Below are 25328 nucleotides of genomic sequence, written 5' to 3'. Positions count from 1 at the left end.
GAGCCACCATGCACACCGCCGCTGCAGTTGCCGATTTCCGTACTTATCCGTTGATCAGCGCGCTGAACGGCGTGCAGAACCTGGCGGATCGCGTCCTGATTGAATGGGCCGACGGGCGTGTCAGCCCGTTCCACCACGTGTGGCTGCGCGACAACTGTCCGTGCCCGCACTGCGTCTACAGCGTCACCCGCGAGCAGGTGTTCGAGATCGTCGACGCGGCGCAGGATCTGTCGCCCTCCGCCGCGCATATCGACACCGATGGCTGCCTGCGCATCGACTGGCAGGACGGCCACCTCAGCCGCTTCGACGCCGGTTGGCTGCGAGCCCACGCCTATGACGACGAATCCCGCGCCGAACGCCTTGCCGCCAAACCTAAACCCTTTCTGTGGCGCAGCGATTTGCAGTTGCCGGTGTTCGACTATGCCACCCTGATGAACGACAACGCCGCACTGCTGCAATGGTTGCTGGCGGTACGCGACATCGGCCTGACCCAGGTGCGCGGCGTACCCACCGAACCCGGCTCGCTGAAGCTGATCGCCCAGCGTATTTCGTTCATCCGCGAGAGCAATTTCGGCGTGCTGTTCAACGTGCAATCCAAGGCCGACGCCGACAGCAATGCCTACACCGCTTTCAACCTGCCCTTGCACACGGATCTGCCGACCCGCGAGCTGCAACCGGGGCTGCAATTTCTGCATTGCCTGGTGAACGATGCCGAGGGTGGCGAGAGCATTTTCGTCGACGGTTTTGCGATTGCCGAAGCGTTGCGTCAGGAGGATCCCGCGTCGTTTCAGGCGCTGTGCGAGATCCCGGTGGAGTTTCGCAACAAGGACCGCCACAGCGACTATCGCTGCCTCGCGCCGGTCATCGCTCTGGATGCCTTGGGCCGGGTCGCAGAAATCCGCATGGCCAACTTTCTGCGCGGGGCGTTCGACACGTCTGTGGAGCAAATGCCCCTGCTGTATCGCGCTTACCGGCGCTTCATCGCCATGACCCGCGAGCCACGCTTCCGGGTGATGCAGCGGCTCAATCCGGGCGAGCTGTGGTGCTTCGACAACCGCCGCACCCTGCACGCGCGCAATGCGTTCGACCCGGCCACCGGGGCCCGGCATTTTCAGGGCTGCTACATCGACCGGGATGAATTGCTGTCGCGGATTCTGGTGTTGCAGCGCTAGGCCGCATCATCGTAATTCGCAGGCAAAAAAAGCCCCGATACAAGCCGTGACAGGATCGGGGCGAGGGTACTGTTGAGGAGCTGCCGTGGCGAGGGTGACCAAACCTTCGTGAAGCGAGCTGGGTCCAGTGTGCCCACTCCCCTTGCCGGCAAGTTAGCCGAAAACGACATGCTCATAGCCAATGTGGACACTGCGATAAATCGCCCTTGCCGTGCCTGGGCAGGCCTACCAGAATCGAGCCACGACCTCCGTTGCCGAAGAAGGATTCGCGTCATGATGTATGCCGATTTGATCGATCAGGAAGACCTGTTGGGCCAGCTCAAGTCGTTGGGATTCGAAGTACCGTCGGGCTCCACCGCACAGCAGGCCTGCGAGTGCGCGGTGCGGGGGCTGGACGATGTGCGGGCCAACACGCTGCGCACCATGGTCAAGCAGATGTACACCAGCAGCGCGAGCATCCAGCCGACCGTGCGCGAAGCCATCGACAAGCAGTTGCTGCCGGCACTGGCGCAGTACCAGCAAACCCGCGCCTGATACCTGACCGAAAAAAGATCGCAGCCTGCGACAGTGCCTTTCCTGAAGGCGCGTCGCAGGCTGCGATCTTTCGTTTTAGAGACGCACGCTGGCGAAGGTCGACTCATTGCGTGCCTGGCTCAGCGCCGACATCGGACCGGACAGCGGCGACATCACGATGGCCTGCGGCAGCGGCATCATCGCCACCTGCTGGGTGGTGTTGGAGCCGACGCGCTCGTCACGCGGCGGAATGCCGAAGTATTCGCGGTAGCACTTGGAGAAGTGCGGTGTCGACACGAACCCGCAGACCGACGCCACTTCGATGATCGACATCGGCGTCTGCTTCAGCAGTTGCCGCGCACGGATCAAACGCAGCTTGAGGTAGTAACGCGACGGCGAGCAGTGCAGGTATTTCTGGAACAGGCGCTCGAGCTGACGACGGGACACGGCGACGTACACCGCCAGTTCGTCGAGGTCGATCGGCTCTTCCAGGTTGGCTTCCATCAACGCGACGATTTCCTGCAGTTTCGGCTGGTTTGTGCCGAGCATGTGCTTGAGCGGCACACGCTGGTGATCCTGCTCGTTGCGGATGCGTTCGTAGACGAACATTTCCGAGATCGCGGCAGACAGTTCACGGCCGTGATCGCGGCTGATCAGGTGCAGCATCATGTCCAGCGGCGCGGTGCCGCCGGAGCTGGTGAAACGGTTGCGGTCGAGGGTGAACAGACGGGTGCTCATCGCAACGCGCGGGAAAGCTTCCTGCATCGCCGCCAGACATTCCCAGTGCACGCTGCAATCGAAGCCGTCGAGCAGGCCGGCGCAGGCCAGGGCCCAGCTGCCGGTGCACACGGCGCCGAGGCGGCGCGACTGACGCGCCTGGCTTTGCAGCCACGAGACGTGTTCACGGGTAACGGTGCGTTGAATGCCGATCCCGCCGCACACGATGATGGTGTCGAGGGCCGGGGCTTTGTGCATGGAGGCGTCGGGGGTGATCTGCAGACCGTCACTGGCCCAGACCTGGCCGCCATCGACAGTGAGGGTGGTCCAGCGATACAACTCGCGACCGGACAACTGGTTGGCCATGCGCAGGGGTTCGACTGCGGAAGCCAGGGAAATCAGCGTGAAATTGTCCAGCAGCAGAAAGCCGATGGATTGAGGCGCACGGTTCTGGGGTTGAGCCCCGGAGTTGAACGACGTCATCGCGGTATCTCCTCACACAAAGCGGGTGATGGCCTCAGGCGGAGGCTCTTGTTATTGCCATCGTTCTCTTGCGTGAGACGGGCTTTGTTATGACAGAGCAATTGCCATGCCTAAATTTGAATGGCTGTTCAATAACTCCTGAAAACGACGTCGCGACGCGTCTATACAAGCGCTCCGACGAAAGGTAATTCGAAGTGCCATCAGCGGCCGCGAATGCCCTGCTCCGATGCGTGTGAGCAAATCGGTAGCACTTGTGGGAACTGGCCTGCGCACGATTGTCCTACAGTGTCACCGCAGGCACGGGTGACGGACGGTAGCGCCTGTGAATCAGGCGCTGGAGGTGGGAAAGACTCTTATCTGATAGCGACGCGCCAAAAGGTGGCGCGTTTTGATTCCGGTGTGCACTTAACGCGCAGTTTTGACTGGTCCGGCTTCATCGCCAGCAGGCTGGCTCCCACAGTTTTTGCGAACGCCGCAAATCCAGTGTGGGAGCCAGCCTGCTGGCGAAAGGAGGCAACTCGGAATCAGCACTCCACCGCGCTGACCGCCAACCCGCCCCGCGATGTCTCTTTATATTTGTCATGCATGTCGGCGCCGGTATCACGCATGGTGCGGATCACCCGGTCCAGCGAAATAAAGTGCTGACCATCCCCGCGCAGGGCCATCTGCGCCGCATTGATCGCCTTCACCGCCGCAATCGCATTGCGCTCGATGCACGGCACTTGCACCAGGCCACCCACCGGATCGCAGGTCAGGCCGAGGTTGTGTTCCAGGCCGATTTCCGCCGCGTTGCACAATTGCTCGGGGCTTGCGCCAAGGATTTCCGCCAGCCCTGCCGCCGCCATTGCACAGGCCGAACCGACCTCACCCTGACAGCCGACTTCAGCGCCGGAGATCGAGGCGTTCTTCTTGCACAGAATCCCCACCGCCGCCGCTCCGAGGAAGTAATCGACCACGTTGGCGTCGGTCACCGCCTCGCTGAATTTCATGAAGTAGTGCAACACCGCCGGAATGATCCCCGCCGCGCCATTGGTAGGCGCCGTAACCATGCGCCCGCCGGCGGCGTTCTCTTCGTTCACCGCGAGGGCGAACAGGTTGACCCACTCCATCGCGCTGAGCGTCGAGCCGATCACGTTGGGCTTGTTCAATTCCTGAAGACTACGGTGCAACTTCGCCGCGCGGCGGCGCACGTTGAGGCCGCCAGGCAGGATGCCTTCGTGCTTGAGGCCCTGCTCGACGCAATCCTGCATCGCCCGCCAGAGTTTCATCAGGCCGGCGCGGATTTCCTCTTCGCTGCGCCAGACCTTCTCGTTGGCCATCATCAATTCGGCCACGCGCAGGTTGTGGGTCTTGCACAGCTCCAGCAGCTCCACCGCGCTGGAAAAATCGTAAGGCAACTCGGTGCGATCCAGATCCACCACGCCGCTGGAGGCCTGCGCCTCGTCCACCACAAAACCGCCGCCGACCGAATAGTAGGTGTCGCGATGCAGCTCGCCGTGATCGCCTTCGGCAACCAGGGTCATGGCGTTGGGATGGAACGGCAGGTTCTCGTCGATCAGGCGCATGTCCCGGCCCCATATAAAGGGCACCGACAAACGACCGTCGAGCAACAGCGTGTGGGTTTCACGCAAGGCCTGGATCCGCGGGCCGATCTGCGACGGGTCGATCGCGTCCGGCCACTCGCCCATCAGGCCCATGATCACCGCGTTGTCGCTGCCGTGACCGACACCGGTGGCCGACAGCGAACCGAACAACTGCACCTCGATGCGACGCACCTGCTCCAGTAGGTGTTTGTCGCGCAACGACTCGACGAACAGGGCGGCGGCGCGCATCGGCCCGACGGTGTGGGAACTGGAAGGGCCAATGCCGATTTTGAACAGGTCGAAAACGCTGATAGCCATTGCTGCAGAGCTCCTGAGAGTGCCGGTCCGGGGCGTGAAGCGCCCGCTGGCGGAGCTGCTACGCTCAAGCTGCAATCCGCCGGAATGCCCGCATCATCGGGCTTTTCCCGGGTCGCTCGGCGTCTGACACCGACGCACTCATGCCCACTAACGCCGTGCCGGTTTCAGCCCGTGTTTTCGCCGTTTTTATGCGGTTCAGATGGCCAGACAGGGCAGAAAAAAGCTGTAAACGACGTCACTGACACTGGATGCGACCATCCCTGTACTGGATACGACGCACCCTGTAGGCGTCAGATTTTCACTGGTACATGATCGTATCGACTCGATTGCAAGGCGCTGCGGTAGAGCTGTCTCCAGAACGCCATCCAACCGCAACCCATAAGTGCGGTGGTCCAATCGGAACACTGCCAAAAAAAACACCAAGGAGTCCATTCATGAAAGGTTCCCCGTCGTTGTTGTTGGCCGCCATGCTGAGTCTGCCGTTACTGGCTCAAGCCGCAGAACCGGCGCAGTGCAGTACCGTGAACTTCTCCGATGTCGGCTGGACCGACATCACCGCAACAACCGCCACCACCTCCGTCGTGCTTCAGGCCCTCGGCTACAAGACCAAGACCACCATGATTTCCGTACCCGTGACCTACAAGTCGCTGGCCGACGGCAAGAACATGGACGTGTTCCTCGGCAACTGGATGCCGACCATGGAAAACGACATCAAGGCCTACCGCGACGCCGGCACCGTGGAAACCGTGCGCACCAACCTCAAGGGCGCCAAGTACACCCTCGCTGTTCCGCAAGCCTTGTATGACAAGGGTCTGCACGACTTCGCCGACATCGCCAAATTCAAGAAAGAACTCGACGGCAAGATCTACGGGATCGAGCCGGGCAACGACGGCAACCGCCTGATCCAGAGCATGATCGACAAGGATGCCTTCGGCCTCAAGACCGCCGGCTTCAAGGTCGTCGAGTCCAGCGAAGCGGGCATGCTGTCGCAGGTCGACCGCGCACAGAAACGCGACACCGCCGTGGTGTTCCTCGGCTGGGCGCCGCACCCGATGAACAAGCGCTTCAAGATTCAGTACCTGACCGGTGGTGACGATTTCTTCGGCCCGGATTTCGGCGCCGCCACCGTGGCGACCAACACCCGCAAGGGCTACGCCGAGGAATGCAGCAACGTTGGCCAACTGCTGAAAAACCTGGAGTTCACCGTCGACATGGAAAGCGAACTGATGGGCAACATCCTGGACGACAAGATGAAGCCTGACGCGGCCGCCAAGGCCTGGCTTAAAAAGAATCCACAGGTGCTCGATACCTGGCTCGCTGGCGTGACCACCATTGACGGTAAACCAGGCCTGGAGGCCGTGAAAGCCAAACTCCAGTAATCGCTTATGCCGGACGGCTCACGCCGTCCGGGCTGTTTATTTCCTTGCATGCGGACGTTCACTACCATGCTGATTGATCAGAAAATCCCTTTAGGCCAGTACATCGCGGGCTTCGTTGAATGGTTGACGCAACACGGCGCCAACACCTTCGACGCAATCGCCGTGACCCTGGAAACGATGATCCACGGCGTGACGTTTGCGCTGACCTGGTTCAACCCGCTGGTGCTGATCGGCCTCATCGCCCTGCTGGCCCACTTCATTCAACGCAAATGGGGCCTGACCGCGTTCGTGGTCGCCTCCTTCCTGCTGATCCTCAACCTGGGGTACTGGCAGGAAACCATGGAAACCCTCGCCCAGGTCATGTTCGCGACCCTGGTCTGCGTGGTCATCGGCGTGCCGCTGGGCATCGTCGCCGCGCACAAACCGATGTTCTACACTTTGATGAGGCCGGTACTCGATCTGATGCAGACCGTACCGACCTTCGTTTACCTCATTCCTACCCTGACCCTCTTCGGGCTGGGCGTGGTACCGGGCCTGATCTCGACGGTGGTGTTCGCCATCGCCGCGCCGATCCGCCTGACCTACCTGGGCATCCGCGATGTCCCGCAAGAACTGATGGACGCCGGCAAGGCCTTCGGCTGCTCGCGTCGCCAACTGCTTTCACGGATCGAACTGCCTCACGCCATGCCGAGCATCGCGGCCGGCATCACCCAGTGCATCATGCTGTCGCTGTCGATGGTGGTGATCGCGGCACTGGTGGGCGCCGACGGACTCGGCAAACCGGTGGTCAACGCACTGAACACTGCTGATATCGCCTTGGGCTTCGAAGCGGGCCTGGCGATCGTACTGCTGGCGATCATGCTCGACCGTATCTGCAAACAACCCGACGCCAAAGTAGGGGGTGACGCATGAGCATAATTCGCTTCGATAACGTTGACGTGATCTTCACCAAGGATCCGCGCGAAGCACTGAAACTTCTCGATCAAGGCTTGACCCGCAGTGAGATCCTGAAAAAGACCGGACAGATCGTCGGCGTTGAAAAAGCCAGCCTGGACATCAACAAAGGCGAGATCTGCGTGCTGATGGGCCTGTCCGGCTCCGGCAAATCGAGCCTGCTGCGCTGCATCAACGGTCTCAACACCGTGAGCCGCGGCAAGCTGTTCGTCGAACACGAAGGCAAGCAGATCGACATCGCGTCCTGCACCCCGGCCGAGCTGAAAATGATGCGCACCAAACGCATCGCCATGGTGTTCCAGAAGTTCGCCCTGATGCCGTGGCTGACGGTGCGCGAGAACATCAGTTTCGGTCTGGAAATGCAGGGTCGTCCGGAGAAGGAACGGCGCAAACTGGTCGATGAAAAACTCGAACTGGTGGGCCTGACCCAATGGCGCAACAAGAAGCCCGACGAGCTGTCCGGCGGTATGCAGCAGCGTGTCGGTCTGGCCCGCGCGCTGGCGATGGACGCCGACATTCTGCTGATGGACGAACCGTTCTCGGCCCTCGACCCGCTGATCCGTCAGGGTCTGCAGGATGAACTGCTGGAACTGCAACGCAAGCTGAGCAAGACCATCGTATTCGTGAGCCACGACCTCGACGAAGCGCTGAAACTCGGTAGCCGCATCGCGATCATGAAAGACGGCCGGATCATCCAGTACAGCGTGCCGGAGGAGATCGTGCTCAATCCTGCGGACGATTACGTGCGGACCTTCGTCGCCCACACCAATCCGCTGAACGTGCTGTGCGGTCGCAGCCTGATGCGCACCCTGGACAACTGCAAACGCATCAACGGTTCGGTGTGCCTGGATCCGGGTGGCGACTCGTGGCTGGATCTGGCCGAAGGCAACACCATCAAAGGGGCGCGGCAGAACGGTTCGGTGCTGAACCTGCAGAACTGGGCACCGGGGCAAGCCGTGGAAGGGCTGGAGCGCAAACCGACGCTGGTGGACTCGAACATCGGCATGCGCGACGCGTTGCAGATCCGTTACCAGACCGGCAACAAACTCGTGCTGCACGACAACAACCATGTGGTGGGGATTCTTGGGGACAGCGAGCTGTATCACGCGTTGCTCGGGAAGAACCTGGGATAAAGAGAGCAGACACAAAAACGCCGCGAGAGGATCGCGGCGTTTTTGTTTGCGTGATGATCGTTCCCACACTCTGCGTGGGAACGATCCTGAATCACAACTCAGCTATAGACACGGCCAAGGAGCTGCCGATGGCTTTCAAACTGATCGAGCACATCGCGCGTGATCTGATCCTGTGTGAAGCCCATCAGGTCGTAGTCCTGGCTGCCGTTGTGCAGGTACACCTCGGCGCGGTAGAAACGCTGGCGCGCTTCATCGGACTGGACCGACTCGCTCGGGGTCGCCAGGTAGCCGTCCAGGCTCACTTCGTAGACAAAAGGGTTGCCCTCTTCCATCTCGACCCGCACGCCCATGCAGCGCTTGGATTTACCCAGCAGCGTCTGCACTTCCAGACCCTGTGCACGCATCTGCGCAGCGGCATCTTCCAGCGCCGGGCTGACGTGTTTGTCCATGAAGCGCTGAACCACCGACTGGCTCGGTTGCAGATCCAGCTGGGTCAGGCGCTCGCTGAAACCACGACGACCGCGTTCAGCCAGTTGCGCCTGCTCCTGTTCGATCTGCATGTCCTGGCGCATCGCCTTGTGCAGGCCGAACATGAAGCACACCAGCACCACCGAGAACGGCAGACCGGCCAGCACCACCATGGTCTGCATGGCTTCGAAGTTACCGGCGAACAGCAGGCCGATGGTCACCAGAGTGATCACGACCGACCAGAAGATTCGCAGCCAGTGCGGGGCGTCTTCGTCGACGTTGCCGCCCTTGCAGGACAGGTTCGCCATCATCACCGCGCCGGAGTCGGCCGGGGTCAGGAACAGCACGAAACCAACGAAGATCGAAACACCGATGACGACTTTCGACGCCGGGTAGTGTTCCAGCAACTGATAGATCGCCATCGACGGCTGTTCCAGCGCCGTCTTGCCAAGCTCCACCGCGCCCTGGTTCATCACCAGATCCAGCGCCGAGTTACCGAAGATCGACAGCCACGCCAGGGTGAAACCCAGCGGAATCAGCAACACGCCAGCCACCAGTTCACGCACGGTACGACCACGGGAAATACGCGCGATGAACATGCCGACGAATGGGGCCCAGGAAATCCACCACGCCCAGTAGAACAGAGTCCACAGGCCCAGCCAGCGGTCGGACTTCTCGCTGTCGCCTTCATAGACGTACAGGTCGAAAGTCTTCAGCACTACGCCGTTGAGGTAGTCGCCGATGTTCTGCACGAAGCCGTTGAGCAGGTGCAGGGTCGGGCCGAACAGCAGGACGAAAATCAGCAGGCCGCTGAACAGGATGATGTTGAGGTTGGACAGACGACGGATGCCGTTTTCCACGCCGGACACGGCAGCGATGGTCGCCACGGTGCTCATCACGATGATCACGATCAGCAGGTTGGTGTTGCTGTGTTCCATGCCGAACAGGTTTTCCAGGCCCGAAGACACTTGCAGCGAGCCGATCCCCAGGTTGGTCACCAGACCCAGCAGGGTCACGAACATGCCGAAGCCGTCCACCGCATGACCGGCAGCGCCCTTGACCCAACGCTCGCCCACCAGCGGATACAGCGCCGAACGCAGTGCCAGCGGCTGGTTATGACGGTAAGCGAAATAGGCCACGGCCAGACCGACCAGCGCGTAGATCGCCCAGCCGTGCAGGCCCCAGTGCAGGAAAGTCAGCTGAACAGCCTGACGCGCCGCCATGTTGGTAGCGGACGCGCCTTCCGGCGGATTGAAGTAGTGATCCAGCGGCTCGGAGGCGCCGAAGTACAGCAGCGAAATACCGATACCCGACGAGAACAGCATCCCCGCCCAGGCGCCGTAGCTGAAATCCGGGGTGTCGTCCTTGCTACCCAGTTTGAGTTTGCCGTAGGAGGAGAACGCCAGGCCCACCACGAATACGAGGTAAGCGGCGATCACCACCATGTAGTACCAGCCGAAGCTGCGGGACAACCAGGCCTGAGCCACTCCCAGCATTCTGCCGGCCTCTTGCGGGGCGATGATCAGAATGGCGGTCAACAACAGAATCAGCGCGGTAGAGGTGTAGAACACCCAACCGTTGACCGTCACCTTCTCGGGCGGGGTCTTTATAAGCGAGGCAGAACTCATGGCACAAATGCTCCAGGCAGTGCGAGAGAAGAACACAAGGCAACACGGAACCCGACCAATCGGTTAGTTGGCAGCCGACCGGCGGGTGATATAAAGACACCCCGAAAAAAGCCCGAACCTGCAGAGATGGCATCGCGAATCGCCGTCGTGGCCGAGGCATGGACGTTCATCCGAAACCTGGCCTTGAGCGTCTTGCCCATTCAACACGTCCATCGAACGTCGAACCGCGCCTTGCCCCGCGCAGGTTTCGAGCATTTTCGGATGTCGGTTTATCGCCACTTACACGTAGGAAAAATCTGTAGGCAGCGACGATTTGTCGCAGATCTTATTCTTTGTTGATTGAACGTTCAATCAAAACAAAATAGACTGGCCCTCAATCCGATAGGCGTCATTCGCCCGTCGGAAGGCCTAAGGAGATGTGCAAGATGCCCAAGGTCGGTATGCAACCCATCCGCCGCCAACAACTGATCGAAGCCACATTGCAGGCGGTTGATCAGGTCGGAATGGGGGACGCCAGCATTGCGCTGATCGCCCGTTTGGCCGGTGTCTCGAATGGCATCATCAGTCACTATTTTCAGGACAAGAATGGCCTGATCGCCGCCACGATGCGGTATCTGATGACCGCCCTCAGCGAGAGCGTCACCGCGCGCCGTCAGGCGCTGGCAGACAGCAGCCCCCGGGCGCATCTGCAGGTGATCATCGAAGGCAACTTCGACGCCAGCCAGGTCAATGGCCCGGCAATGAAAACCTGGCTGGCCTTCTGGGCCACCAGCATGCACCAGCCGTCTTTGCACAGGTTGCAGCGGATCAACGATCACCGTCTGTATTCCAACCTGTGCTGCGAGTTCCGCCGTGTGTTGCCGCTCGAAGATGCGCGCACCGCCGCCCGTGGACTGGCAGCTCTGATCGACGGCTTGTGGTTGCGCGGCGCGCTGTCGGGAGACGCTTTCGACACTGCGCAGGCGCAACAGATCGCTTACGAATACATGGATTTCCAATTGGCCAAGCAGGTGAGCTAGAGCACAGAGAAAACGCTCGGCCCCTGAACTGTCACCGACCAGTGATGCCACAGCTACATGGCTCACCCGGTGATCAACGCCAACCACTAATGCACTTGCGAGGACACTATGGCCCGTTTCGAACTGCAAAAACTCTACATCGATGGCGCGTACTCCGACGCCGGCAGCGATGCCACCTTCGAAGCCATCAACCCGGCTAACGGTGAAGTCCTCGCACAAGTGCAACGTGCGACCAAGGAAGACGTCGAGCGTGCTGTGGTCAGCGCCGAAAAGGGCCAGAAAATCTGGGCCGCGATGACCGCCATGGAGCGTTCGCGCATCCTGCGTCGCGCCGTCGACATCCTGCGCGAGCGCAACGATGAACTGGCTGCCCTGGAAACCCTGGACACCGGTAAAGCCTTCTCCGAAACCAAGTACGTCGACATCGTCACCGGCGCCGACGTGCTGGAATACTACGCAGGCCTGGTACCCGCCATCGAAGGCGAGCAGATCCCGCTGCGTGACACCGCATTCGTCTACACCCGTCGCGAGCCGCTGGGCGTTGTCGCCGGTATCGGCGCGTGGAACTACCCGATCCAGATCGCCCTGTGGAAATCCGCTCCAGCCCTGGCGGCCGGTAACGCGATGATCTTCAAGCCAAGCGAAGTCACCTCGCTGACCACCCTGAAACTGGCCGAGATCTACACCGAAGCCGGCGTTCCGAATGGCGTGTTCAACGTCCTGACCGGCAGCGGCCGTGAAGTCGGCACCTGGCTGACCGAGCACCCACGCATCGAGAAAATCTCCTTCACCGGCGGCACCGACACCGGCAAGAAGGTCATGGCCAGCGCTTCGGCTTCGTCGCTCAAAGACGTGACCATGGAACTGGGCGGCAAGTCCCCGCTGATCATCTGCGACGACGCCGACCTGGATCGCGCCGCCGACACCGCCATGATGGCCAACTTCTACAGCTCCGGTCAGGTCTGCACCAACGGCACTCGCGTGTTCGTGCCGAGCCACCTGAAAGCCGCTTTCGAAGCCAAGATCGTCGAGCGCGTTGCCCGCATCCGCGTTGGCAACCCGGAAGACGAAAACACCAACTTCGGCCCGCTGGTCAGCTTCCCGCACATGGAAAGCGTGCTGGGCTACATCGCCAAGGGTAAAGAAGAAGGCGCCCGCGTTCTGTGCGGCGGCGAACGTCTGACCGACGGCGAATTCGCCAAAGGCGCGTTCGTGGCTCCGACCGTGTTCACCGACTGCACCGACGACATGACCATCGTCCGTGAAGAAATCTTCGGCCCGGTCATGGCGATCCTGACCTACGAAACCGAAGAAGAAGTGATCCGTCGCGCCAACGACACCGACTTCGGCCTGGCCGCCGGTATCGTCACCCGCGACCTGAACCGCGCGCACCGCGTGATTCATCAACTGGAAGCCGGTATCTGCTGGATCAACGCCTGGGGCGAGTCCGACGCAAAAATGCCGGTTGGCGGTTACAAGCAGTCGGGCGTCGGCCGTGAGAACGGCATCAGCTCGCTGAACAACTTCACTCGCATCAAATCGGTACAGGTCGAGCTGGGCGATTACGTCTCGGTGTTCTAAGACCCGAGTCATTTATTGCTCGCGAGGCCGCCTTCGCTGGCAAGCCAGCTCCCACAGATTGGATGTCGTCCACCCAATCTGTGGCAGCCCCGATCCCTGTGGGAGCGGGCTTGCCCGCGAATCGAGTGCAAAGCACTCGCCAGGCCTGACCTGACCAACTTCAAAGAGGGTGCATTCAATGTCCCAAGAATTCGATTACATCATCGTCGGTGCCGGCTCTGCCGGTAACACTCTGGCGACCCGTCTGACTGAAGACGAAGGCGTCACCGTCCTGCTGCTCGAAGCCGGTGGCCCGGACTACCGTCTCGACTTCCGCACGCAAATGCCGGCAGCCCTGGCATTCCCGCTGCAAGGCCGTCGCTACAACTGGGCGTACGAAACCGATCCGGAGCCACACATGGACGGTCGCCGGATGGAATGCGGTCGCGGCAAGGGCCTCGGCGGCTCCTCGCTGATCAACGGCATGTGCTACATCCGTGGCAACGCGATGGACTACGACGGCTGGGCAAAATTGCCAGGCCTGGAAGACTGGACCTACCTCGACTGCCTGCCGTACTTCCGCAAAGCGGAAACCCGCGATATCGGCCCGAACGACTACCACGGTGGCGAAGGCCCGGTCAGCGTGACCACGCCGAAAGCGGGCAACAACCCGCTGTTCCACGCCATGGTTGAAGCTGGCGTGCAAGCCGGCTACCCGCGCACCGAAGACCTGAACGGCTACCAGCAGGAAGGCTTCGGCCCGATGGACCGCACCGTGACGCCGAAAGGCCGTCGTGCTTCCACCGCCCGTGGTTACCTGGACGTGGCCAAGAAGCGTTCGACCCTGACCATCGTCACTCACGCCCTGACCGACAAGGTTCTGTTCGACGGCAAGCGTGCCGTTGGCGTGCGTTACCTGGTCGGCGCCGCTGAAGAGCGCGTCGAAGCCCGTGCCCGCAAAGAAGTCATCGTCTGCTCCGGCGCGATCGCTTCGCCGCAACTGCTGCAACGCTCCGGCGTTGGCCCGGCGAAACTGCTGGAAAGCCTCGACATCCCGGTCGTTCACGATCTGCCGGGCGTCGGCGAAAACCTGCAGGATCACCTCGAGCTGTACCTGCAATACGCTTGCACCCAACCGGTCTCGCTGTACCCGTCGCTGCTCTGGTACAACCAGCCGGCCATCGGTGCCGAGTGGCTGTTCAACGGCACCGGAATCGGCGCCAGCAACCAGTTCGAAGCCGGCGGTTTCATCCGTACTCGCGAAGAGTTCGAATGGCCGAACATCCAGTACCACTTCCTGCCGGTCGCGATTAACTACAACGGCAGCAACGGTGTGAAAGAGCACGGATTCCAGGCGCACATGGGTTCCATGCGTTCGCCGAGCCGCGGTCGCATCCAGGTCAAATCCAAGGATCCGCGCCAGCACCCGAGCATCCTGTTCAACTACATGGCCACCGAGCAGGATTGGCAGGAATTCCGCGACGGCATCCGCCTGACCCGTGAAATCATGCAGCAGCCTGCACTGGACGCCTTCCGTGGCCGCGAAATCAGCCCGGGCATCGAAGTGCAAACCGATGAGCAGCTGGACAAGTTCATCCGCGAGCACGCCGAAACCGCGTTCCACCCGTCCTGCTCGTGCAAGATGGGCACCGACGACATGGCCGTAGTGGATGGCGAAGGCCGCGTGCATGGCATGCAGGGTCTGCGTGTGGTCGATGCCTCGATCATGCCGATCATCACCACCGGCAACCTGAACGCGCCGACGATCATGATGGCCGAGAAAATCGCCGACAAGATCCGTGGCCGCCAGCCGCTGCCGCGCAGCAAGGCGCCGTACTACGTCGCTGGCGATGCACCGGTAAAAGGCAAGGCGCTACGTGATGTGAGTGCTGTTGCTCAGTAATTCAGCTACACCGCATCAAGGCTAATCGCGAGCAGGCTCGCTCCCACATTTGGAATGCATTTCAACTGTGGGAGCGAGCCTGCTCGCGATGAGGCCCTACCGATCACCACCTATCTCCCTGCTTCCTACAGTAAATCCCCCTACACCCCCTCTTCACTTGATCCTACCCCCTCGCAGGCCTACTCTAGTCCTCGCCCAATCGTTTCACCCCCTCCCCGCCGAATCCGCTTCGCCGTTTCTCCCATAACAAGGAGGTTTCCCTGATGTTCGATTTCCACCCCCAGCTCAAGCAGCGCTTCGCTGCCTTGCGCACGGGCGCCGAGTTTTTTTCCTTGCGGTATGTGCGCGAGTCCGGCCAGTACCTGTCGGTGCGCAAGAATGTCGCCGAACCGCCGAGCCTGAGCCGCGACGAAGGTGCGATGCTCACCGTCCGGGTCAACGGCGTCGAAGCCTACGCCGCAACCAATGACCTGTCGCAACAAGGCCTGCAAGCCGCCCTCGAGCGTGCCGAGCAGCAAGCCCGGCGGATCAAACCGCACGCCCTGCTCGACCTGAGCCAGCAGCCGGTGTCCAGCGACCGCGCCGACTACTTTTCACCCAATCTCGAACAACCCTTTCCGTCCCTGAGCGAATGCTTCGAGCTGCTCGGCGCGGAATCCGCCTCGGTGCCAAAGGATGAGCGCCTGGTGAATTGGGAAGTGAGCATCGGCATCACCCACGTCGAACAGATCTACCTGAGCAGCGCCGGCGCCGAATTGCGCCAGGCTCAACGCTTCGTCTACCCGGGCCTCGACGTCACCGCCTACGACGGCAACGACAGCCAGACCCGCAGCCTCGGCCGCGAGAACTTCGGCCAACAGGGCGGCGCAGACGTGATCAGCCGCTGCGGTTTGATCGGTGCCGGCCCGCAAGTCGCCGATCAGGCGCTGCAATTGCTGCTCGCGCCGAACACTCCGCAAGGCCCGCGTGATTTGCTGCTAATGCCCGACCAGATGATGTTGCAGATCCACGAATCCATCGGCCACCCGCTGGAGCTCGACCGGATTCTCGGCGACGAGCGCAATTACGCCGGCACCAGTTTCGTCAAAGCCTCGGATTTCGGCAGCCTGCAATACGGCTCGAAACTGCTCAACGTGACGTTCGATCCGGGCATTCCCGAAGAGCTGGCGAGTTACGGTCACGATGACGACGGTTCCAAGGCCAGCAAACAATTCCTGATTCGCGAAGGCCTGCTGGTCCGTCCGTTGGGCGGTGCACTGTCGCAGTTCCGCGCGGGTCTGGACGGCGTCGCCAACAGCCGCGCCTGCGGCTGGAACCGCCCACCGATCGACCGCATGGCCAACCTCAACATCGAGCCGGGCGACCAGCCGCTGGAACAACTGATCGGCGGCATCGAAAACGGCATCCTGATGAGCACCAACCGCTCATGGTCGATCGACGATGCCCGCAACAAATTCCAGTTCGGCTGCGAATGGGGCCAGTTGATTGAAAACGGCGAACTCAAGGGCGTGGTGAAAAACCCGAACTACCGGGGCATTTCCGCGCACTTCTGGAAGAGCCTGCGCGCCGTCGGTAACGCCGGCACCACTCAGGTGCTGGGCACGCCGAACTGCGGCAAGGGCGAACCGAACCAGGTGATCCGCGTCGGCCATGCGTCGCCGGCCTGCGTGTTCAGCAATGTTGATGTGTTTGGGGGAGACGCCTGATGAGTATTTCCAAGAACCCGTCCGAGGCGTTCAAGGTGCTGGTCAACTGGCTGCGCGATGCGGTGCGCGAGCCGGAACAGTTCACCCTGAGTTACGACGCCGAATCGTCGGCCTTCGTCCGTTTCAACCACGCCAAGGTGCGTCAGGCCGGGCAAGTGCAGCAAGCCGGTATCGGCCTGAAACTGATCGACGACGGTCGCCATGCCGACCTGCACATCACCCTGTCCGGCGAGCAGGCCACCGACCTGCAACGTCTCGCCGAAGGTTTGCAGCAACTGCGCGAAACCCTGCCGCTGCTGCCGCAGGACCCGTACCTGCTGCTCAACCACAACGGCTGGCAGAGCAAGAATGTGCAGGAGCATCCGCTGCCGGACACCGAGCAAGTTGTCGCTGAAATCGCTCAAGCGGCCGAAGGTCTGGATCTGGTCGGTTTCTACGCTGCCGGCCCGATCAGCCGTGGTTTTGCCAGCTCTTCCGGCGCATTCGGCTGGCATCAGGCCAACAGTTTCAACTTCGACTTCAGCCTGTTCCACGAGAACGGCGAAGCGGTGAAGGCCAGCTACGCCGGGCATGACTGGAACAGCGAAGACTTCGCCAAACGTATCCAGCAGGCTCGCGAACAACTCGAGTTCCTCGGTCGCCCGCTGCGCACCCTGCCACCCGGCCAATACCGCGCCTATCTGGCGCCCGCAGCGCTGGAAGAAATCATGGGCATGCTGTGCTGGGGCGGTTTCTCGGCGCAGTCGATTGCCAGCAAAAGCAGCCCGCTGCAGAAGCTGTATGCCGGCGATCAGGCGTTCAGTCCGCTGGTGTCCCTCGACGAAAAAGTCAGCGACTCGCTGAGCCCGGCGTTCTCCGGCGAAGGTTACCCGCGCAGCGATCTGCGGCTGATCATCGAAGGCAAAGCGGGTGATCAGTTGGTGGGCTCGCGCAGTGCCGCCGAGTACGGTCTGACAGCCAACGGTGCCGGCGGTGGCGAATCGCCGAGCGCGCTGAACATGGGCGCAGGCGATCTGCCGCAGGCCGAAATCCTGAAGCAGTTGGGCACCGGGTTGTACATCAGCAATCTGTGGTACCTGAACTTCTCCGATCAACCGGCGGCGCGACTGACCGGCATGACCCGGTTTGCCACGTTCTGGGTGGAGAATGGCGAAATTCAGGCGCCGGTCAGCACCATGCGCTTCGACGACAGCGCCTACAGCCTGCTGGGTTCGCAGCTGGAAGCGTTGACTGCCGAGCGCGAGCTGCTGCTGTCGGCGAGCACCTACAGCCAGCGCAATACCTCGTCGGCGCTGTTGCCGGGGGCGCTGGTGAGCCGATTGACCCTCACTCTCTGACCTGATCGTTCCCACGCTCTGCGTGGGAATGCAGCCCGGGACGCTCCGCGTCCCAGCCAAAAGCGGACGCGGAGCGTCCGTTGAGGCATTCCCACGCAGAGCGTGGGAACGATCAATCAACCAACAAGAGGTTCCATGCCCAACCGCCCGCCTCTCGACGCCATCACCGCCCGCTGGTTGCCGTGGGTCGTCGCCATCGCTTTCTTCATGCAGTCCCTCGACGGGACCATCCTCAATACCGCCCTGCCGGCCATGGCCAGGGACCTGGCCGAAGACCCGTTGCGCATGCAGGGCGTGATCATCGCCTACATGCTCACCGTGGCATTGCTGATCCCGGCCTCGGGCTGGATCGCCGACCGCTTCGGCACCAAGAAAATCTTCTTCGGCGCGATCCTGCTGTTCAGCCTCGGCTCGCTGCTCTGCGCCTTGTCCAGCAGCCTGAGCATGCTGATCGGCGCGCGCGTGATCCAGGGCCTCGGCGGTGCGCTGATGCTGCCGGTCGGACGCTTGGTGGTGCTGCGCGCCTACCCGCGCTCGGAACTGGTGCGGATCATGGGCTTCATCACCATTCCCGGCCTGCTCGGCCCGCTGATCGGCCCGACCATGGGCGGTTGGATGGTCGAATACCTGACGTGGCACTGGATCTTCCTGATCAACCTGCCGGTCGGCGTCATCGGTTGCTACGCGGTGTGGAAATTCATCCCCGACCTGCGCGGCACCGAGCGCACGCGTTTCGATAGCCTCGGTTTCCTGCTGTTCGGCGCGGCGATGGTGCTGATCACCATCGCCATGGAAGGCCTCGGCGAACTGCACCTGCCGCACCTGCGGGTGATGCTGTTGCTGTTCGGCGGCATGGCGTGTCTGGCGGCGTACTGGTTGCGCGCCGGGCACATTGAAAACCCGCTGTTCGCGCCGTCGTTGTTCAAGACCCGCACCTTCGCGGTCGGCATTCTCGGCAACCTTTTCGCCCGCCTGGGCAGCGGCGCCCTGCCGTTTCTGGTGCCGTTGCTGCTGCAAGTGGCGCTGGGGTATTCGCCGTCCCAGGCCGGGATGAGCATGTTGCCTTTGGCCGCTGCGGCGATGGTCGCCAAGTGGGGTGCGCGCCCGCTGATTGAGCGTCTGGGCTATCGCATCGTGCTGACCGGCAACACCCTGTTTCTGGGGATCATGCTGGCGAGCATGGGCCTGGTCAGCGAGCAGACGCCATATTGGCTGCTGCTGTGCCTGCTGGCGATTCTCGGGGCGATCAACTCGCTGCAATTCACCGCGATGAACACCGTGACCCTGATCGACCTCGACGACGCCAGCGCCAGCAGCGGCAACAGTCTGCTGTCGGTGGTGGCGCAGTTGTCGCTGAGCCTCGGCGTGGCGTGCGCCGGCGCGCTGCTCGGCGGCTTTACGGCAGAGATCGGGAATGACGGCGTTGAGACCGTGTTGGGCGCATTTCAGCTCACATTCGTGACCGTTGGGATCATGGCGATGCTCGCTGCGACCATTTTTTCTCAACTTTCAAAGAATGACGGACGGCGAGTCAGACGTCCGGAAGAGCACATCGAGTCTTAGGGCTATTGGCCACCGGACTGGTACACTGCGCGACATTTTGTTTTGCAGGCCAGTCCCGTGACCACCATCGCCACCGCTTTTAATACTTTGCCGCTGTCCGCCGCCATGCTGGCTAACCTCGACTCCCTCGGTTATGCCCAGATGACGCCGATCCAGGCGCAGAGCTTGCCGGTGATCCTCAAGGGGATGGACCTGATCGCCCAGGCCAAGACCGGCAGCGGCAAGACCGCCGCGTTCGGCATCGGCCTGCTGAACCCGATCAATCCGCGTTACTTCGGTTGCCAGGCGCTGGTGATTTGCCCGACCCGTGAGCTGGCTGACCAGGTCGCCAAGGAAATCCGTCGTCTGGCCCGTGCCGAAGACAACATCAAGGTCCTGACCCTGTGCGGCGGTGTGTCCTTCGGCCCGCAGATTGGCTCGCTGGAGCACGGCGCGCACATCATCGTCGGCACTCCGGGCCGCATCCAGCAGCACCTGCGCAAGGGTTCGCTGGTTCTCGACGGCCTCAACACGCTGATCCTCGACGAAGCCGACCGCATGCTCGACATGGGTTTCTACGACGCCATCGAAGACATCATCGAGCAGACCCCGGCCCGTCGTCAGACCCTGCTGTTCTCGGCCACCTACCCGGTGGGCATCAAACAACTGGCGTCGAAGTTCATGCGTGATCCGCAAACGGTCAAGGCCGAAGCGTTCCACGACGACACCCAGATCGAACAGCGCTTCTACGAGATTTCCCCGGAAGAGCGCATGAGCGCGGTAACCAAGGTTCTGCACCACTTCCGCCCGGCCTCCACCGTGGCCTTCTGCTTCACCAAGCAGCAAGTGCAGGAAACCGTCGATCACCTGACCTCCAAAGGCATTTCCGCCGTCGGCCTGCACGGCGACCTGGAACAGCGTGACCGCGATCAGGTGCTGGCGATGTTCGCCAACCGCAGTACTTCGGTACTGGTTGCCACCGACGTTGCCGCCCGTGGTCTGGACATCGATGCGCTGGACATGGTGATCAACGTCGAGCTGGCCCGCGATTCGGAAATCCACATTCACCGTGTTGGCCGTACCGGTCGTGCCGGCGAGAAAGGCATCGCGGTCAGCCTGGTCGCGCCGTCCGAAGCGCACCGCGCGCAAGCCATCGAACAACTGCAGAAAACCCCGCTGAACTGGGATCAGGTCGATAACCTCAAGTCCCAGGGCGGTGCCCCGCTGCAACCGCCGATGAGCACGCTGTGCATCGCTGGCGGGCGCAAGGACAAGGTGCGTCCGGGCGACATTCTGGGTGCACTGACCGGTGAAGCCGGCATTCCGGGCGCCCAGGTCGGCAAGATCGCGATCTTCGACTTCCAGTCCTATGTGGCTGTTGAACGCACCGTGGTCATGCAAGCACTGCAGCGCTTGAACAACGGCAAGATCAAGGGTCGTTCGCTGCGCGTTCGCGTCTTGTAAGCGGTCTACCATCCAAGGAAGATCCCCTGTGGGAGCGAGCCTGCTCGCGATGGCGGACTGTCAGCCAACAACTATGTTGCATGTGCCGACCTCATCGCGAGCAGGCTCGCTCCCACATTGGTTTCCGGTGAATTTGAATTTAGTGTGAGGACACCGTTTTGCGCTCTACCGAAGTCGTGATCATTGGCGCTGGCGCCGCAGGGTTGATGTGTGCGCTGACCGCCGCCGGGCGCGGGCGTCAGGTGATGCTGCTCGACCACGCGAACAAGGCCGGCAAGAAAATCCTGATGTCCGGCGGTGGGCGCTGCAACTTCACCAACATGTACACCGAACCGAGCAATTTTCTCTCGCAGAACGCACACTTCTGTAAATCCGCGCTGGCCCGCTACACCCAGTGGGACTTCATCGGCATGGTCGCCAAACATGGCGTGCCGTACCACGAGAAGAAACTCGGTCAGCTGTTCTGCGATAACAAATCCAGCGACATCCTCGGCATGCTGCTGGACGAGTGCGATCAGGTCGGCGTCAACCTGCACCTCGACACCTCGATCCAGACCATCGAGAAGGTCGAGGGCGGTTACCTGCTCGACACCACCCTCGGCCAGATCCAGTGCCAGTCGCTGGTGATCGCCACCGGCGGTCTGTCGATCCCGACCCTCGGCGCGACCGGTTTCGGTTATCAAGTCGCCAAGCAGTTCGGCCACGACCTGCTGCCAACACGCGCCGGTCTGGTGCCGTTCACCATCACCGATCAGCTCAAGGAGCTGTGCACCGAACTGTCCGGCACCTCGGTGGATTGTCTGGTCAGCTGCAACGATCAGAGCTTTCGCGAGAACATCCTGTTCACTCACCGAGGCCTGAGCGGGCCTGCGATTCTGCAGATTTCCTCGTTCTGGGAGCCGGGCGACACCGTCGAGATCAACCTGCTGCCGGATCACGACGCCGCGAGCTGGCTGCAACAGCAGACCGCCGAGCGTCCGAACAGCGAACTGAAAACCCTGCTCGGCGAAATCTTCACCAAGAAGATGGCCAATCTGCTGGCGGACAACTGGTTCGTCTCCAAACCGATGAAGCAGTACACCCACGCCGAACTGGCGGACATCGCCGAGAAACTGGGCAGCTGGAAAGTCGTCCCGGCCGGCACCGAAGGTTACCGCACCGCCGAAGTCACCCTCGGTGGCGTCGACACCCGCGAAGTGTCGTCCAAGACCATGGAATCGCTGAAAAGCCCGGGCCTCTACTTCGTTGGTGAAGTGCTGGATGTCACCGGGCATCTGGGCGGTTTCAACTTCCAGTGGGCGTGGGCATCGGGTTACGCGGCGGCGCAATACGTCTGATTCGAAGGCCGTGCGGAACACTTTTTGCTGTCAGATGTGATCGGCGCCATTGCGTCGGCGTCATTACTGGCTCAATTTAGCGGCATCGCCTCGGAAGGCCTTCGCACTTCATGTCCTCGACCTCGTTTCGTCAGTCTTTGCGGCGCCTGTGGGCGCTGGATAAATTCAGCTACAGCGTGCGGGTGTTCATCGCCCTGACCGGCAGCATGGCGCTGTGCTGGTATCAGGATGAAATGGGGCTGCTGATCCCGTTGTTCCTCGGGATCATCGCCAGCGCCCTGGCCGAGACCGACGACAGTTGGCAGGGCCGCCTCAACGCGCTGGCGGTGACGCTGGTGTGTTTCAGCGTTGCGGCGCTGTCCGTCGAACTGCTCTTCCCCTACCCCATCGTATTCGTCATCGCTTTGGCACTGGCCAGCTTCGGCCTGACCATGCTCGGTGCGCTCGGCGAGCGTTATGGCGCGATTGCTTCGGCGACGCTGATTCTTTCCGTCTACACCATGATCGGCGTGGATCAGCGCGGTGGCGCGGTCACGGATTTCTGGCACGAGCCGATGCTGCTGGTGGCCGGCGCCGCGTGGTACGGCCTGCTGTCGGTGCTGTGGCAGGCGATGTTTTCCAATCAGCCGGTGCAGCAGAGTCTGGCGCGGCTGTTTCGCGAACTGGGCTATTACCTGAAACTGAAATCCTCGCTGTTCGAGCCGATCCGTCAGATGGACGTCGAAGCGCGGCGACTGGAACTGGCCCAGCAAAACGGCCGGGTGGTAGCTGCGTTGAACAGCGCCAAGGAAATCATCCTGCACCGGGTCGGCAACGGTCGTCCGGGCTCGAAAGTCAGCCGTTACCTGAAGCTGTACTTCCTGGCGCAAGACATTCACGAACGCGCCAGCTCTTCGCACTATCCCTACAACGCCCTGGCCGATGCGTTTTTCCACAGCGATGTCTTGTTCCGCTGCCAGCGCCTGCTGCGCCAGCAAGGCAAGGCCTGTCGGGCGCTGGCCGAATCGATCCAGATGCGCCAGCCGTTTATCTACGACGCGAGTTTCGCCGAAGCCCTGAGCGACCTGCACGCTTCCCTCGAACACCTGCGCATCCAGAGCAACCCGGCCTGGCGTGGACTGCTCCGTTCATTGCGCGCACTGGCGGCCAACCTCGGCACCCTCGACCGTTTGCTCAGCGACGCCAGCAACCCCGATGCGCTGGCGGATGCCACCGACAGCAGCCTGCTCGACCGCTCGCCGCGCAACTTCAAGGATGTGTGGATTCGCCTGCGTACGCAGCTGACGCCGACCTCGCTGCTGTTCCGCCACGCCCTGCGTTTGCCGCTGGCGCTGAGTATCGGCTACGGCATGGTGCACCTGATTCACCCGTCGCAGGGTTACTGGATCATCCTCACCACGCTGTTCGTCTGCCAGCCGAACTACGGCGCCACCCGGCGCAAACTCGGCCAGCGAATTTTCGGCACGGCGATCGGCCTGACGATTGCCTGGGCGCTGTTCGATCTGTTCCCGAATCCGCTGGTGCAGTCGTGCTTCGCCATCGCCGCCGGCGTGGTGTTCTTTACCAACCGCACCACCCGCTACACCGTGGCGACCGCCGCGATCACGATCATGGTGCTGTTCTGCTTCAACCAGGTCGGTGACGGTTACGGGCTGTTTGTGCCGAGGCTGTTCGATACCTTGCTCGGCAGCCTGATCGCGGGGCTGGCGGTGTTCCTGTTCCTGCCGGACTGGCAGGGTCGGCGCCTGAACAAAGTGCTGGCCAACACCCTCACCTGCAACAGCATTTACCTGCGCCAGATCATGCAGCAATACGCCGCCGGCAAGAGTGACGACCTTGCCTATCGCCTGGCCCGACGCAACGCGCACAACGCCGACGCGGCACTCTCCACGACGCTGGCGAACATGCTGATGGAGCCGGGGCATTTCCGAAAGGAAGCCGACGTCGGCTTCCGCTTCCTGGTGCTGTCACACACCTTGCTCAGCTATTTGTCAGGCCTCGGCGCACACCGGGAAACCCAGCTGCCGGCCGAGGTGCGCGAGCACCTGATCGACGGCGCCGGCGTGAGTCTGGCGGCGAGCATCGATGAGATCGCCCAGGGTCTGGCAAGCAAACAGCCGATTGCCATTCAAAGCGATGAGGAAGAAGCGCTGGCCAATGAGCTGGAGCAGATGCCGGACGAAATCGACGAAGGCCAGCGGCTGGTGCAGACGCAACTGGCGCTGATCTGCCGCCAGCTCGGCCCGTTGCGCACGCTGGCGGCGCACCTGATCAAAGACACAGCCGAAGATTGAGCCGCCTCACATTCCGTGCTGCCTGAGCAGCTTGTCATAGCTGCCATCGGCCTTCATCGACGCAATCGCCTTGTCGAACCCGGCCACGATCTGTTCGTGCTGCGGGTTCTTCAGGCTGACCAGAATATGCAGGCTGTTCTCGCTCAGCGGCTTGGGCAGAAACTCCACCGCATTGCGCACTTTCGGTGATTCCCGGGCCAGGTAATAGCGGGCGACATATTCGTCTTCCAGCGTCAGCTTGACCCGGTCCGCCGCCAGCATGCGCACGGCCATGGCGAAGTTATGCACAGGGACTTTCTGCAACGCGGTGTCGGCATCAAACGGCGCCGAATAGGCATAGCCGCGCACGACCGCAATCGGATAGGTGTGCAGTTCCTGCAGGTTGTTGTATTCGATGGGCGCGTCTTTGCGCTTGAGAAAACGCACGCGATTGAGCAGGTACTCGCCGGAAAACTGCCCCAGCTTCGTGCGCTCGTCGTTGTACCAGGCGTTGACCAGCACGTCGTAACGTCCTTCGCCAACCCCCATCAACGCCCGCGCCCACGGCACCTGCTCGTAACCGCTGGCATAACCGGCACGGGCCAGGGCCGTGCTGACGATGTCCGTCGCCAGCCCACCGTTGACCAGCGTGTCATCGGTAAAGGGCGGCCAGACGTCGAATACCAGACGCAATTTCTCCGCTGCAGCGCTTTGACCCAGCAACAGCAATCCGATCAAAGCAAAGGCTCGATGCAATCGCGGCATGCTTGAAAATCCTTAGCGGGCGGGCCGCCCGGCGTGTTTTCAGTCAAAACCCCAAGGCCCCTTACCGGCGAATC

At 61.7% G+C, this 25328-nt stretch carries 18 protein-coding genes; 14 read left to right on the top strand and 4 right to left on the bottom strand.

What is annotated here, in order from left to right:
* Nucleotides 1–8 precede the first annotated feature (8 nt).
* Entirely contained in the window at nt 9–1172 is a 1164-nt protein-coding gene (locus PMI24_RS26995; RefSeq protein WP_007959759.1) for a gamma-butyrobetaine dioxygenase, read from the top strand.
* A 273-nt stretch (nt 1173–1445) separates the two neighbouring features.
* Nucleotides 1446–1706 (top strand): hypothetical protein, encoded by a 261-nt coding sequence (locus tag PMI24_RS26990; protein ID WP_007959758.1) that lies wholly within the window; start codon nt 1446–1448, stop codon nt 1704–1706.
* Between the two features lie 75 nt (nt 1707–1781).
* Here PMI24_RS26990 and PMI24_RS26985 read toward each other — a convergent pair whose 3' ends face one another.
* Nucleotides 1782–2885: a GlxA family transcriptional regulator gene (locus tag PMI24_RS26985; protein ID WP_007959756.1), complete on the bottom strand. Its 1104-nt coding sequence runs from the start codon at nt 2883–2885 to the stop codon at nt 1782–1784.
* 524 nt (nt 2886–3409) lie between these two features.
* Nucleotides 3410–4786 (bottom strand): L-serine ammonia-lyase, encoded by a 1377-nt coding sequence (locus PMI24_RS26980; protein ID WP_007959754.1) that lies wholly within the window; start codon nt 4784–4786, stop codon nt 3410–3412.
* Nucleotides 4787–5220: 434 nt separating this feature from the next.
* On the opposite strand from PMI24_RS26980, the gene PMI24_RS26975 reads away from it, so the two are divergent.
* From PMI24_RS26975 to choV, 3 genes are all read left to right on the top strand, one after another.
* Nucleotides 5221–6165 (top strand): choline ABC transporter substrate-binding protein, encoded by a 945-nt coding sequence (locus tag PMI24_RS26975; protein ID WP_007959751.1) that lies wholly within the window; start codon nt 5221–5223, stop codon nt 6163–6165.
* 66 nt (nt 6166–6231) lie between these two features.
* A complete protein-coding gene (gene choW, locus PMI24_RS26970; protein WP_007959749.1) occupies nt 6232–7077 on the top strand; it encodes a choline ABC transporter permease subunit in 846 nt (281 codons plus the stop codon).
* Entirely contained in the window at nt 7074–8252 is a 1179-nt protein-coding gene (gene choV / locus PMI24_RS26965; RefSeq protein WP_007959747.1) for a choline ABC transporter ATP-binding protein, read from the top strand. Before choW ends, choV begins: the two co-directional genes overlap by 4 nt.
* Nucleotides 8253–8350: 98 nt before the next feature.
* Here choV and PMI24_RS26960 read toward each other — a convergent pair whose 3' ends face one another.
* Complete coding sequence (locus tag PMI24_RS26960) at nt 8351–10291, bottom strand: BCCT family transporter (RefSeq protein WP_223290698.1); 1941 nt, start codon at nt 10289–10291, stop codon at nt 8351–8353.
* A gap of 482 nt (nt 10292–10773) precedes the next feature.
* Here PMI24_RS26960 and betI point away from each other — a divergent pair, with 482 nt between their 5' ends.
* The 9 genes from betI (at nt 10774) to yccS (ending at nt 24510) form a co-directional block, all read left to right on the top strand.
* Nucleotides 10774–11367 carry a transcriptional regulator BetI gene (betI, locus tag PMI24_RS26955; RefSeq protein WP_007959743.1) on the top strand — a complete coding sequence of 198 codons (594 nt, stop codon included), beginning with the start codon at nt 10774–10776 and terminating at the stop codon, nt 11365–11367.
* 108 nt (nt 11368–11475) lie between these two features.
* Nucleotides 11476–12948, top strand: coding sequence for a betaine-aldehyde dehydrogenase (gene betB, locus PMI24_RS26950; protein WP_007959741.1), 1473 nt, complete (start codon nt 11476–11478; stop codon nt 12946–12948).
* Between the two features lie 178 nt (nt 12949–13126).
* Nucleotides 13127–14830, top strand: coding sequence for a choline dehydrogenase (gene betA, locus PMI24_RS26945; RefSeq protein WP_007959739.1), 1704 nt, complete (start codon nt 13127–13129; stop codon nt 14828–14830).
* 263 nt (nt 14831–15093) lie between these two features.
* On the top strand, nt 15094–16536 hold the full coding sequence (locus PMI24_RS26940) for a TldD/PmbA family protein (RefSeq protein WP_007959737.1): 1443 nt from the start codon (nt 15094–15096) through the stop codon (nt 16534–16536).
* Nucleotides 16536–17873 (top strand): TldD/PmbA family protein, encoded by a 1338-nt coding sequence (locus PMI24_RS26935; RefSeq protein WP_007959735.1) that lies wholly within the window; start codon nt 16536–16538, stop codon nt 17871–17873. The genes PMI24_RS26940 and PMI24_RS26935 overlap by 1 nt, the downstream gene beginning before the upstream one ends.
* Nucleotides 17874–18008: 135 nt before the next feature.
* Nucleotides 18009–19436, top strand: a complete 1428-nt coding sequence (gene mdtD / locus PMI24_RS26930; protein ID WP_007959733.1) for a multidrug transporter subunit MdtD — start codon at nt 18009–18011, stop codon at nt 19434–19436.
* A gap of 57 nt (nt 19437–19493) precedes the next feature.
* A complete protein-coding gene (dbpA, locus tag PMI24_RS26925; protein WP_007959732.1) occupies nt 19494–20879 on the top strand; it encodes an ATP-dependent RNA helicase DbpA in 1386 nt (461 codons plus the stop codon).
* 158 nt (nt 20880–21037) lie between these two features.
* Nucleotides 21038–22216 carry an NAD(P)/FAD-dependent oxidoreductase gene (locus PMI24_RS26920; protein WP_007959730.1) on the top strand — a complete coding sequence of 393 codons (1179 nt, stop codon included), beginning with the start codon at nt 21038–21040 and terminating at the stop codon, nt 22214–22216.
* A gap of 110 nt (nt 22217–22326) precedes the next feature.
* Nucleotides 22327–24510, top strand: a complete 2184-nt coding sequence (gene yccS, locus PMI24_RS26915; protein WP_007959728.1) for a YccS family putative transporter — start codon at nt 22327–22329, stop codon at nt 24508–24510.
* A gap of 6 nt (nt 24511–24516) precedes the next feature.
* Here yccS and PMI24_RS26910 read toward each other — a convergent pair whose 3' ends face one another.
* On the bottom strand, nt 24517–25254 hold the full coding sequence (locus tag PMI24_RS26910; RefSeq protein WP_007959725.1) for a substrate-binding periplasmic protein: 738 nt from the start codon (nt 25252–25254) through the stop codon (nt 24517–24519).
* Nucleotides 25255–25328: the final 74 nt, after the last annotated feature.

The organism is Pseudomonas sp. GM25 (assembly GCF_000282255.1).
Classification (GTDB): Bacteria; Pseudomonadota; Gammaproteobacteria; order Pseudomonadales; family Pseudomonadaceae; genus Aquipseudomonas; species Aquipseudomonas aphyarum.
This window is presented reverse-complemented; position numbering and strand designations above follow the sequence as displayed.